This window comes from Halomonas sp. KO116, assembly GCF_000734975.2.
Lineage (GTDB): Bacteria > Pseudomonadota > Gammaproteobacteria > Pseudomonadales > Halomonadaceae > Vreelandella > Vreelandella glaciei.
Map to the genome: position 1 here is coordinate 3,974,730 of NZ_CP011052.1, position 11,955 is coordinate 3,986,684.

General features: G+C 54.5%; 11 protein-coding genes and 1 tRNA gene. 11 read left to right on the forward strand and 1 reads right to left on the reverse strand.

The features are described from left to right. Positions 1 to 18: 18 nt before the first annotated feature. The 7 genes from KO116_RS25510 (at position 19) to KO116_RS18175 (ending at position 6,955) form a co-directional block, all read left to right on the forward strand. Positions 19 to 1,770 (forward strand): hypothetical protein, encoded by a 1,752-nt coding sequence (locus KO116_RS25510; protein WP_200897107.1) that lies wholly within the window; start codon positions 19 to 21, stop codon positions 1,768 to 1,770. A gap of 9 nt (positions 1,771 to 1,779) precedes the next feature. After that, positions 1,780 to 2,136 (forward strand): DUF5455 family protein, encoded by a 357-nt coding sequence (locus KO116_RS18155; protein ID WP_035564556.1) that lies wholly within the window; start codon positions 1,780 to 1,782, stop codon positions 2,134 to 2,136. Beyond that, positions 2,136 to 3,197: a zonular occludens toxin domain-containing protein gene (locus KO116_RS18160; protein WP_035564558.1), complete on the forward strand. Its 1,062-nt coding sequence runs from the start codon at positions 2,136 to 2,138 to the stop codon at positions 3,195 to 3,197. Before KO116_RS18155 ends, KO116_RS18160 begins: the two co-directional genes overlap by 1 nt. Beyond that, positions 3,178 to 3,570, forward strand: coding sequence for a hypothetical protein (locus KO116_RS25335; protein ID WP_052703801.1), 393 nt, complete (start codon positions 3,178 to 3,180; stop codon positions 3,568 to 3,570). The genes KO116_RS18160 and KO116_RS25335 overlap by 20 nt, the downstream gene beginning before the upstream one ends. Then, the gene (locus KO116_RS18165; RefSeq protein ID WP_052703802.1) at positions 3,513 to 4,604 is read left to right on the forward strand and encodes a secretin N-terminal domain-containing protein; all 1,092 of its coding nucleotides are present in this window, start codon (positions 3,513 to 3,515) and stop codon (positions 4,602 to 4,604) included. Before KO116_RS25335 ends, KO116_RS18165 begins: the two co-directional genes overlap by 58 nt. A 69-nt stretch (positions 4,605 to 4,673) precedes the next feature. Next, positions 4,674 to 5,966, forward strand: a complete 1,293-nt coding sequence (locus KO116_RS18170) for a hypothetical protein (RefSeq protein WP_035564563.1) — start codon at positions 4,674 to 4,676, stop codon at positions 5,964 to 5,966. Next, complete coding sequence (locus KO116_RS18175; protein WP_035564565.1) at positions 5,966 to 6,955, forward strand: phage integrase; 990 nt, start codon at positions 5,966 to 5,968, stop codon at positions 6,953 to 6,955. The genes KO116_RS18170 and KO116_RS18175 overlap by 1 nt, the downstream gene beginning before the upstream one ends. A gap of 73 nt (positions 6,956 to 7,028) precedes the next feature. On the opposite strand, the gene KO116_RS18180 is transcribed toward KO116_RS18175, so the two are convergent. Next, positions 7,029 to 7,115, reverse strand: a tRNA-Leu gene (locus KO116_RS18180). 114 nt (positions 7,116 to 7,229) lie between these two features. Between KO116_RS18180 and queA the strand changes: the two genes are divergently transcribed. The 4 genes from queA (at position 7,230) to secD (ending at position 11,924) form a co-directional block, all read left to right on the forward strand. After that, entirely contained in the window at positions 7,230 to 8,261 is a 1,032-nt protein-coding gene (gene queA, locus KO116_RS18185) for a tRNA preQ1(34) S-adenosylmethionine ribosyltransferase-isomerase QueA (protein ID WP_035564567.1), read from the forward strand. 93 nt (positions 8,262 to 8,354) lie between these two features. Beyond that, complete coding sequence (gene tgt, locus KO116_RS18190) at positions 8,355 to 9,473, forward strand: tRNA guanosine(34) transglycosylase Tgt (RefSeq protein ID WP_082072691.1); 1,119 nt, start codon at positions 8,355 to 8,357, stop codon at positions 9,471 to 9,473. Between the two features lie 138 nt (positions 9,474 to 9,611). Next, entirely contained in the window at positions 9,612 to 9,938 is a 327-nt protein-coding gene (gene yajC / locus KO116_RS18195) for a preprotein translocase subunit YajC (protein ID WP_035564570.1), read from the forward strand. 132 nt (positions 9,939 to 10,070) lie between these two features. Then, on the forward strand, positions 10,071 to 11,924 hold the full coding sequence (gene secD / locus KO116_RS18200; protein ID WP_035564829.1) for a protein translocase subunit SecD: 1,854 nt from the start codon (positions 10,071 to 10,073) through the stop codon (positions 11,922 to 11,924). Positions 11,925 to 11,955: the final 31 nt, after the last annotated feature.

Sequence of the window (11,955 nt, forward strand, 5' to 3'; positions counted from 1 at the left end):
TTATATAGCGAGGGCAACATGATTAAAAAAGCCGCTTTATTGACGTTATCGGCGCCTTTTTTAATGGTGTTTAGTGTGTCCGCTTACTCTGATGTTTATTATTTTTCTATTCTTTCTGGAGCTTATACTGGTTCTACTCCTGCTGCTGTTTGTCATAAATATATTTCTAATAATTCCTTAGTTTCGTCTAATCATAATGTTGCTGTTTATTATGATGGATGTTTTTATAATACAACGTCCGGATTTAGGAGTAATAAGGAAATTCATCTTATAGATGTTGCATCGTGTCCTGCTGGCGTCGATTGCATTGATGAGGATTTTAAAACATTAATTAATGATAATCCTAATTTATTACCTTCTAAAACAGACGACGAGTGTCAATCTGAAAATGGAAACTCTTACAACACCCAGAATGCTAGTGTCTCAAATTATTTAGCATCGGGTGGCTCTGTTAAAACGCACAGCGGTGCCTGTTCTGTTTCTATGGGAGGCGGTGTTTTAACGTGTGCTGGTTCTGGTGAATCTTTAGATTGCTCTGTGCCTATACAATCTGTTTCAACAGGCGATTATGGTATTTATGGCAATAATATTACCGGGGGTTTAGCGTCATCGTCTGATGGCTCTTTGCCTGTTGACGATTTTGCCACTCCTAGTTATTTAGAGCCTCTTCCAGGTGGCTGCTCTGACCCGTCTAGTTGCGTCACTATCGGCGACACCTCTTATTTAGTCGATTGGGACGCCGCTCCTGATTACTTCTCCTATGTTGATTCGAGCGGTAATGTTCAATCGGGCTCAGGTGGTGGCGGCGATCCTACCGACCCAGGCGGCGACAATGGCGGCGGCTCCGACGACGGCTCAACCGTACCGGATTTCGAGTTTGATGACGCCAGCGTTATTGAGGCTATTCGTTCCTCTGGCCAATCAAACCGCAACTCTATCAACTCCCTCTCCAATGATGTGACCGGCGCTATTTCGCAGCAAACAGAAGACTTTATAACCATCTCAAATAATGCTTCTGAGAATCTTAATCTTCAAATCGACCGTCAAACCACCGATCTTACCACCGCGACGACAAACCAAACGGACGCCCTCACCGATTCGTTAGACGACCAAACGACTGATGTTACTGACGCCATTGGCGATCAAACAGGCAGCCTAAACAGCAAACTCGGCGACCTTCAAACCGCCATCGTCGATGGCATGAAAAACATTACCGTCCGTGTCTCTGGCGGCGGTGGCGGCTCTTCCGGTGGCTCTGACGGTGAGGGCGATGGCGATGGCGATGGCGATGGCGATGGCGATGGCGATGGCGATGGCGATGGCGATGGCGAAGGTGACGGAGAAGAGGAAGGTTTTCTAGACACCTTAATCGACAAACTTGCCTCATTATTCGATAACAAAGTTGCTGCTATTGGGGACTCTTCTCCTTCTAAATCCGACCTAGAAGCTCAGTTTGGAACTGCTGAAGAAAATAAAGGAGTGATGCAACAATCCTTGGACGGTGCTGGAAGTAGTCTTACTGACCTAGTTGACGGTACTGACTCGACTTTTTCTAATCTTGTAGATGGCATGAAGGATTTAGCTAATTCCGTTATCCCTCAACTACCGTCCCCTTCCTGCACTCCTTTGGAGTTTGCTCCTGGCCAAATTTATAGCTTCACCATTGATTGTGAAATATTTGAACTTATTCGTGCTTCTTTAGCATGGATCCTTTATGTCGTTACAGTTTACATCATCATTTCAACCATGTTTTCAAGCCGTCCTCACTAAGGAATTATTATGGCATCTCCTTTAGCTGGCATTGCTGCAATATGGGCCACCCTTGTTGAAGTTATTAGCCAAGGTGTTTTCAAAGCACATGTTCAAATATTTGGTATAAAAGTAGGCTTAAGAGTTGCCTTATTTACCATTAAAATTGGCGCGATTGTTATCGTCATAAACCTTCTTTACTCATCGGTCTCTACCCTTTTTGACACTATCGTTGTGACTCTACCTCCTATGCTTGGCGATGGTATAGAACGCATCTTGCCGGGTAATTTTATTGCTTGTCTGTCCGCTATTATTGGCGTTAAAGCAGTGGCTTTTCTATTTGCAATCTATACCAAATTAATTTCACTTTTTTTGAGTGATTTCTAATGGCCGTTTACGTCGTCACCGGCAAACTAGGCGCCGGTAAAACCCTCGTCGCCGTGGGCAAGATCAAGGACAAGCTCAATCGCGGCTGTAAGGTCGCCACCAACCTGGACTTGAACCTGGATAAGCTGATTGGCGAAAAAGCCAAACAGACCCGCTGCTACCGCATCCCTGATAAACCCGTCCTGGCTGACCTGGAGTCCATCGGTACCGGTACCGACGATTACGACGAACATAAAAACGGCCTGTTGGTGCTGGATGAATGCGGCACCTGGTTCAACGCCCGCTCCTGGAACGACAAAAGCCGTCAAGACGTTATCAATTGGTTTCTCCATGCCCGAAAACTCGGCTGGGATATCATTTTCTTGATTCAAGACCTGTCGATCATGGACAAGCAAGCCCGCGTTGCCCTCGCGGAACACGTCGTTTACTGCCGTCGCCTGGACCGCATCTCGATCCCCCTTATCGGCTCGCTCTGGTCCATGTTCGCCGGTGGCAAGATGCCCATGCCCAAGGTGCATTTGGGCATCGTCAAATACGGCGACTCCCCCACCTCCATCGTCGTCGAACGCTGGACCTACACCGGCCGCGCGCTCTACCCCGCGTACGACACCAAACAAGCCTTCTCTGACCACTACGCCCACGGCACCTATTCCGTGCTACCGCCCTGGCTCACCCACGGCAGGCTCAGGGTACCGCGTGACGCGAGGTTCTATATGAAAATGACCCGTATCTACTGGAAACGCTTTAACCGCCCGTTTCTCTCCCTGGCCGCGTTTGCGCTGGGCTGCTTTATCACCCTGTCGGTACTCGTCGCCGACCGCGTCAACGCACGATCACAAGACGACACCCCCGCTGCACCGCTAGTACTGCCCGACCTCAGCACTACCCGTATCGCCAGCTTTACCCAGTTTGGCGACCACACCACCTACCGTCTCATTGATAGCGACCGCCAGACCCTCACCACCGACGATCTCGCCCGCCAAGGCTTCGGCATCGTCCCTGTGAGCGCCTGCCTCGTCCGCATCGAAAATGGAGTCACCCATGCTGAAATTCGCTGCTAAAACCGCCGCCTCGTTCGCCCTGGCCACCTGCATCGCCACCAGCGCCCATGCCAGCCCTATTCATATGCAAGACACCGACATTCGTGAGTTTGTGCGCTGGTACGTGGATCAAACCGCCACCCCGCTAGCCATTCACCCCACCGCCACCGGCACGCTCACGGTCTACGCCCCCGATGTACCCGATCACCAGTTGGAAGAATTCTTTCAAGGCGTGTTGAGCTCCCACGGCTACACCATCCTCCCAGGCAACCCCCGACCGTTGCCCCGGCCAGCCAATCACCCAGTCAATCAGCCACCCAACAAACACCAGGTGTTTTGTCTGCACCAGGCGCACACGATCCCGCCGCCGCGATCGCCAACGCCCCCACCCTGACACCACCGCCCGAACCCCAGGCCACCCACCTGTTCTCCTTCGATAACGTGCGCGCTGACGATATCGCCCCATTGATCACCACCTTCCTCACCCAGAACGCCCAGGAAGGCAGCACCCTGCCCCGTGTGCAGGTACTCCATGCCTCTAACGCCATCTTGGCCAAGGGCCCCGCAAAGCAGCTTGAACAGCTTCAACAGTTCATTCCCCAAGTAGACGTCGCCCACCCGCAATTGCTCATTCAAGCGGTCATCTTTGAAACCACGGACGGCGATACCTTCGATCTCGGCGTCTCACTGGGTCGGGCCACGGGTAGCGGTGTCGCGGGTGGCTTCAACACCGCCAACCTAGGCACCTCGCTCGCCTCCTCCGGTGGCACCTTCGGGATCTTCGACGGGAACATACTCGCGTTTGCCATCAATGCCTTACAGCGCGACTCAACGTCTAACGTGTTATCCACACCCCAAATACTCACCCTCTCGGGCAAGCGTGGCACGATCTCCATCGGTCAGAATGTCCCGTTCGTCACGGGCCGCGTCACCGGCGAATCAGCCGACGTCAACAGCCCCTTTCAGACCATCGAGCGCCGCGATGTGGGCATCCGTTTAAACGTCCTGCCGGTGGTCACCGCCTCCGGCCTGGTGATCATGGATATCACTACATCGGCTGACTCGCTCACGGATTCTGTGCTAGCCTCAGATATCATTACGAATCAACGGCAAATCAATACCACCGTTCAGATACGTTCCGGCCAAACACTGCTGTTAGGTGGCCTTTCTTCCCAGAATGACCAACAACAGGTCATGGGAGTGCCAGGCTTACAAAGCGTCCCCCTCGCCGGTCGTCTATTCCAGAACGAATCCAACTCCCGCCAACGTACCAACCTCCATGTGCTGTTACAGGCCACGGTGCTCCCTCGCTATGACGCCAATCAGCCCGTTGCACGCCCAAACGCCGCGAATACCGTAGCAGGGCTGACAACCACAAGCTGGCGTCACGAGGTCGAGGCCATCCCTGTAACACGTCTCGCAGAGTAATTAGCCCAAATGAGCTACTGGCTCACTACAGCACATTGAAGCATTTTCAAAAATAGAGGATTTCAGGCTATGGAACGTTGGGAACGGTACTCTATCGCGTCGCTCCAGCGCGGCGAACAAGACCAGTTTGGAAAGCTGCTTATCAGCTCGCTAGGACAGCGAGAAATGCACAATCTGCGCATTTTGAACGCGGGCGTGGATACAGTACGCCAGCTCTACCAGGGCAAACCGCAGCTTCCCCAATTCGATAAGATCATCAACGTCTACAACGAAGGCAAAGGGGCCACCATGCGCCTCTTTGACCAGGAGTGGTCGGTAGGTGCCGGCGCAGCCGGTTCAGGCTTCCGCTACCGCCTCCAAAACAATGAACTAGGTGCTATCGTCTTCTTCCAGGCACGGCACGTAAAGACCGAGAATACCGGTAGCCATCTGAAAATCGAGCTAAGCCCACACTTCATCCAAGAGCGCTCCCCTCAGCAGTGCCAAAAGTTCATGGATATGATCGCCGCCTCCATGCTGACTCAAGGAGAGCCCGTAGGCGCAGCCATCCACCTCGCCCTGGATGTACAAGGTTGGGAGCCGCCTAAAAACTTCATGGAACGCTTCGTGACCCGCTCCAAGAAGATCATGCGGATCGACGGCATCGACACCCTGGAATTTGACCACGGCAACATTGCCACCACCTATGGCCGCGGTGAAACCTACATGTTTGGCACGGCAGGCGCCCTGCAATGCTGTATCTACAACAAGACCCTGGAAGCCAAGCACCGCGACAAAATGCACTTCTGGGAAGGTATCTGGCAAAACGCCGTCGATGACGACCTCAACAGCACCTACAACCCCGAAGAAACCGTCTGGCGTATCGAATTACGTTTCCATCAGTCCGTACTCCGTGAGTACGCTCAAGGCATCCCCTGCAACGTCGACACCGGTGAAGTGCTCGATCACAACCACGGCTTCAGCCGCTTCGTCGACGTGGTACCGCACCTCACCGGCCTCTGGCGTACCGCCATGCAATCCTATCGCCTGGACGCCCGCCGCAACCTGATCGACCCCGCGTGGCAGATCCTCCAAGACGACGCCCGTTTCTACTGTCACGAACCCGGCTTCATGTACAAGCGAGCGCGAAAAGCGCCTGGGCTCGGCAACGAAAAGAACGTCACCCTGGCGTTTGGCAACCTGATTAGCATCTACGCCCGCCAGGGTATCCGCACCGACCAAGCGATAGGCTATCTCAAGCGCTCCGGCATGTGGGAAGACCTAGAACAGTACTACCGGCGACGAAGCGTCAACACCGGCCAGTTCCGGCAGATCGTCGAACAGAAACTGATAGAGCGACGATTAGTAGGCAAAGCCGCGTAATGAGCATTAAGAAAGTCAAAACCGGCTGGAAAGTGGACATCATGCCGGAAGGCCGATATGGAAAGCGTGTCCGTAAAATACTGCCTACCCAGGCAGCAGCGAAACGCTTTGAAGGCAAGGTATTAGCCAAGGCTGCCACTGGCGAAAGTTACGTCAGCCCAAAAAGGGATCGTCGCACCCTAAAAGACTTGATCAAGCTCTGGTATGACTACCATGGCCGCTCTCTCAAAGACGGTAAACGACGCAACTCACAGCTAAATAATTTAGCCGATATCATGGGCAATCCAACGGCCGCCACGATCACCCCCGTGGACGCTTCAGAACTGCGTCAGAAACGCCTGGAAGCGGGTATCACACCCAACACGGCCAACCATGACCATGCCCACTTAAGAGCGGTATTTAACCAGCTCATACGGCTTGGAGAATGGAATAAGCCTAACCCCTTCGCCAAAATGCAGCCGTTGCGCCTGGACGAAAAAGAGCTCGCCTACCTGACCGATGAAGAGTTACGTCAACTTTTTAACGTACTCGAACACGCCAACAACCCAGACGTTGAATTAATCACACGCCTTTGTCTCGCCACGGGAGCCCGCTGGAGCGAAGCCCAGACCCTAAGAGCGGAAATGCTAAGAAATAGCCGTGTCACCTTCACCGGCACTAAAAACGGCCGCAACCGCACCATTCCGCTCAGTGAAGAGCTTTATAAGTCGCTCACCCAACACGGGCCACGGATCGGAAGGATCTTCCGCACCGACGCTTATAAAGCGTTCTCCGCTGCCATCATTGACGCAGGCATAAGGCTCCCCAGGGGGCAGAGAACCCACGTGCTCCGTCACACGTTCGCGAGTCACTTCATGATGAACGGCGGTGATGTACTCACCCTGCAGAAAATTCTCGGACACAGAACCATTGCCATGACGATGCGTTATGCACACCTATCACCCGACCATTTAGCCGATGCCATCAAGTACGCGCCAAAGCTCTGTTGACACTTTGTTGACACTTCTGGAATAGCGCCCAATAAAAAAGGCCTAGCGATGAACGCTAAGCCCTTGATATCTTTGGTGCCGGTAGCCAGACTCGAACTGGCACACCCGTAAAGGCGGCGGATTTTGAATCCGCTGCGTCTACCAATTCCGCCATACCGGCAATGCGTGCGTAGTATACGTAAATTTCGAGGTAGGTCAATCACATTGACTGACTTTATGCAGCCAAAGCGCTATCCTATGCCGCCTGTTTGATCAACGTTAAGAGTTATACGCCATGCAGCGCGCGGATTTTCATTACGAGCTACCCGACGAATTAATTGCTCGCTACCCTTCTGAACAACGTAGCGACTGCCGGTTGCTGTGCGTGGATGGCCAGAGCGGCGCGTTGGAACATCGCCGCTTTCCTGATCTGCTTGAGCTTCTTGAGCCCGGCGACCTGTTGGTGTTTAACGACACCCGCGTGATTCCGGCGCGGCTGCACGGCCATAAGGCCAGCGGCGGCAAGGTGGAGATGCTGCTGGAGCGCCCGCTGGATGCCCACCGCGGCTTGGCGCATATTCGGTCAAGTAAATCGCCAAAGCCCGGCACGGAGCTGATTTTCGAGGGTGACGTTCACGCCATCGTAGAAGGCCGCCGTGATGCGCTGTTCGAACTGCGCTTTTTAGGCGATACGCCGATGATTGCACTGCTTGAAAAGCACGGCCATATGCCGCTGCCGCCGTATATCACCCGCGAAGACGAACTCAGTGACCGTGAGCGCTACCAGACCGTGTATGCCCGGCGTGATGGTGCAGTAGCAGCACCGACCGCCGGGCTGCATTTTGATCAGCCGCTGCTGGATGCCCTTGCCGACAAAGGCATTAACCGTGCCTTTGTCACGCTGCACGTGGGCGCGGGCACTTTTCAGCCGGTGCGGGTGGACAACATCCTTGAACACCATATGCACAGCGAGTGGATTGAGGTCACGGAAGCCACCTGTCAGCAAGTGCGCGATACCCTGGCAGCTGGCAAGCGGGTGGTGGCAGTAGGCACCACCAGCGTGCGCTGCCTGGAAAGCGCCTGCATGAAAAGTAGCGATGGGCAGATCGCGCCTTATAGTGGCGATACCGATATTTTCATTTATCCCGGTTACCAGTGGCGCTGCGTGGATGCTTTAATTACCAACTTCCATTTGCCTGAATCGACCCTGCTGATGCTGGTCTCCTCCTTTGTGGGCTACGACACCATCATGCACGCCTATCAACGGGCAGTGGCCGAGCGCTATGCGTTCTTTAGCTACGGCGATGCCATGTTGTTAACCCGCTAGTTACTGACTGCTGATTGTTGACCCACTTGCCCTGCTCCAGTCGCGCCAAACGAATGAGATTAACGAGTTACCTTTATGCGAAACGAATGCTTTATGCGCTTTGAGCGCTTGGCCGACGATGGCCGCGCCCGCCGTGGCCGCCTTCACTTTCCCCGTGGCACGGTGGAAACGCCGGCCTTTATGCCGGTGGGCACCTACGGCACGGTGAAAGGCATGACGCCGGATTCTGTCAAAGAGATCGGTGCCGAAATCATCCTGGGCAACACCTTTCACCTGTGGCTACGCCCTGGCACCGAGGTGATTGAAGCCCACGGCGACCTGCACGACTTTGCCCAGTGGGACAAACCAATTCTGACCGACTCCGGCGGTTTTCAGGTATTTTCCCTGGGCGAGACACGCAAGATAACCGAGCAGGGCGTGCACTTCCGCTCGCCGGTGGATGGCAGCAAGGTCTTTATGGGCCCGGAAGAGTCTATGGCGGTGCAGCGCTCGCTGGGCTCCGATGTAGTGATGATCTTTGACGAGTGCACGCCCTACCCGGCTACCTTTGACGAAGCCGAGAAATCCATGGAGCTGTCGCTGCGCTGGGCCAAACGCTCGCGGGATGCCCACGGCGACTCCCCTTCCGCGCTGTTCGGTATTATTCAAGGCGGCATGCACCCTGAGCTGCGCGAACGCTCGCTCAAAGGGCTGCTGGAAATCGGCTTTGATGGTTTGGCGATTGGCGGGCTTTCTGTCGGCGAGCCGAAAGAAGAGATGATCAAGGTGCTCGACTACCTGCCCGCCTGGATGCCGGATGAGATGCCGCGCTACTTAATGGGGGTCGGCAAACCCGAAGATCTGGTGGAAGGCGTTCGTCGCGGCGTGGATATGTTCGATTGCGTGATGCCCACCCGCAACGCGCGTAACGGCCATCTGTTCACCTCGGAAGGCACGGTCAAAATTCGTAACGCCAAGCACCGTTTTGACACCCGCCCCCTCGATGAAGAGTGCGATTGCCATACCTGCAAGCGTTTCTCCCGGGGCTACCTGCACCACTTGGACCGCTGTAATGAAATGCTCGGCTCAATGCTCAACACCATCCACAACTTACGTTACTACCAGCGTGTGATGGCTGATTTGCGCGCGGCAATTGAAGCGGGTACATTGACGACCTTTGTGGAAGGCTTCTATGCACGGCGCGGCCTGCCGGTGCCTCCCCTTGCTACTTAAAGCGAATTAATCGCCACGCGCCTTGGCGCGTGGTTTAAACTGTTCGACTATGTTTTTTGAACCAAGCTTTTAACTACCAAGCTTTTACAACTAAGCCTTTAAAAACCTAAGCTTTTTCTAACTCAGGAGCTCTCTACAATGCTGGATTTCTTCATCTCACCAGCCCATGCCCAATCAGCCGCCGGTGGCGGTGGTATTGCGCAAATCGTCATGCTGGTCGGTTTCGTGCTGATTTTCTACTTCCTGTTGTGGCGTCCGCAAGCCAAACGCGCTAAGCAGCACAAGCAACTGGTCAGCAACCTGGACAAAGGCGACGAGATCGTCATTGGCGGCGGTTTGGTAGGTCGTATCACTAAGGTGAGCGACGAGTTCCTGACCATCGAGATCTCTGAAGGCACCGAAGTTAACGTGCAGAAGAACGCCGTTGCCGCCGTACTGCCTAAAGGCACCATCAAGTCCATCTAAACCTTGTAATACCCCTGCCGAGCCAGTGCCAGCCACCCCGGCAGGGGTGACATGGTATAAATGATGGTGAACTTTGCTGTGCGCGGTGTGTCCGTGCACAGCATTCCGTTTGTAATTGAAGGCAGGGCTTGCATGCTCAACCGTTACCCCCTGTGGAAGTATCTACTGATACTGGTCGTCCTGGTGGTTGGCCTTATCTACTCGCTTCCCAATCTATTCCCCGAAGATCCCGCTATTCAAATCAGCAGCGCCCAAGGCGACTCGCTGGATGAGCAACAGATAGAGCGTGTTGAAGCCGCGCTTAGCGAAAACGATATCGAAGTAAAAGCGTTCGAAGAAGAGAATGGACAATGGCTCATTCGTTTGCGCCATGACGATGATCAACTTCCCGCACGCGACATTGCCGCCGATTTATTGGGCGATGAGGCAACGGTAGCACTGAACCTTGCTGAAGCAACGCCGGAGTGGCTACAGGCATTCTCTGCCTCCCCCATGACGTTAGGCCTTGATTTGCGCGGTGGCGTGCACTTCCTGCTGGAAGTGGATATGGACGCCGCGTTAACCCAGCGCCTTGAAGTCAACGGCAGTGCCATGCGTGAGCTGCTGCGTGGTGAGCGTATCCGCTACCGCAACACTGAAGTCGAAGAGCGTTCGCTTTCGATCGATTTCGCCAGCAGCGAAGACCGCGACACAGCCCGCAGCCTGATCAGCCGCGACTTCCCTGAGTTTGAATACAGCAGCGAAGGCGATGGCCGCGCTTCAACGCTGGTCATGACGCTTAGCGATCAGTCGGTCAGCGAAATTCAGGATTACGCGATCAACCAGAACTTGACCACCCTACGCAACCGGGTCAATGAACTGGGCGTGGCAGAGCCAATGGTGCAGCGCCAGGGGCCTAACCAAATCGTGGTCGAACTTCCCGGCATTCAAGACACCGTGGCCGCCAAACGCATTGTAGGCGCAACGGCCAATCTGGAATTCCGCCTGGAAGCCCGCCCTGACACCCCGGAAAACGAAACAGAAACCCTAACGTTTCGTAACGAGCCTGCGCGCACCGCTGAGCTAATGCGCGATGTGATCATTACCGGTGACAGCGTTTCCAGTGCCAGCAACAGTTTCGATGAAAACGGTCGCCCGCAAGTCAATATTGATCTGGACGGCACCGGCGGCACGCTGATGAACCGTGCCACGCGCACCAACATTGGTCGCAACATGGCGGTGCTGTTCATTGAGCACAAGAGCGAAGATACCGTGGTGACCGACCCGGAAACGGGTGAAGAAACCATTGAGCGCGAGCCCTATGTTGAGCGCGGCCTAATCAGTCTGGCAACGATTCAAAGCGCCCTGGGTAACAGCTTCCGGATCACCGGCCTGGACTCGCCGACAGAAGCCGCTGAACTGGCGCTACTGCTGCGTTCGGGCTCCCTTGCAGCTCCCATCTACTTCGTGCAAGAGCGCACGATTGGGCCAAGCTTGGGCGCTGAAAACATTGAGCGCGGTTTGCTCTCGGTGCAGATCGGTCTGCTGCTGGTCGTGCTGTTCATGCTGGTGCGTTACAAGGTGTTTGGTGTGTTTGCCAACATTGCCCTGGCGCTGAACTTAACGCTGCTGGTCGCGGTGATGTCAATGCTGGGCGCCACGCTGACGCTGCCGGGTATTGCCGGTATCGTGTTGACGCTGGGCATGGCGGTCGATGCCAACGTGCTGATCTTTGAGCGAATACGCGAAGAGCTGCGCAACGGCATGTCGGTGCAACAGGCGATTCAAGCCGGTTATGAGCGCGCCTTTACCTCCATCGTCGACGCCAATATCACCACGCTGCTGGTGGCCGTTATCCTGTTCTCGATTGGCTCCGGCCCGGTGAAAGGGTTTGCCGTCACGCTCTCTATCGGCATTTTGACGTCGCTGTTCACCGCTCTGATGGTGACTCGCGCCATGGTCAACTTGTTCTATGGCAGCAAACCCGTCAAAAAGCTGTGGATCTAATCCACGTGCTTAGCCCAGAACTTAAGAGGTG

Coding starts and splice junctions, on each gene's coding strand:
- KO116_RS25510 (WP_200897107.1), top strand. CDS start 19: ATGATTAAAAAAGCCGCTTTATTGACGTTATCGGCGCCTTTTTTAATG.
- KO116_RS18155 (WP_035564556.1), top strand. CDS start 1,780: ATGGCATCTCCTTTAGCTGGCATTGCTGCAATATGGGCCACCCTTGTT.
- KO116_RS18160 (WP_035564558.1), top strand. CDS start 2,136: ATGGCCGTTTACGTCGTCACCGGCAAACTAGGCGCCGGTAAAACCCTC.
- KO116_RS25335 (WP_052703801.1), top strand. CDS start 3,178: ATGCTGAAATTCGCTGCTAAAACCGCCGCCTCGTTCGCCCTGGCCACC.
- KO116_RS18170 (WP_035564563.1), top strand. CDS start 4,674: ATGGAACGTTGGGAACGGTACTCTATCGCGTCGCTCCAGCGCGGCGAA.
- KO116_RS18175 (WP_035564565.1), top strand. CDS start 5,966: ATGAGCATTAAGAAAGTCAAAACCGGCTGGAAAGTGGACATCATGCCG.
- queA (WP_035564567.1), top strand. CDS start 7,230: ATGCAGCGCGCGGATTTTCATTACGAGCTACCCGACGAATTAATTGCT.
- tgt (WP_082072691.1), top strand. CDS start 8,355: ATGCGCTTTGAGCGCTTGGCCGACGATGGCCGCGCCCGCCGTGGCCGC.
- yajC (WP_035564570.1), top strand. CDS start 9,612: ATGCTGGATTTCTTCATCTCACCAGCCCATGCCCAATCAGCCGCCGGT.
- secD (WP_035564829.1), top strand. CDS start 10,071: ATGCTCAACCGTTACCCCCTGTGGAAGTATCTACTGATACTGGTCGTC.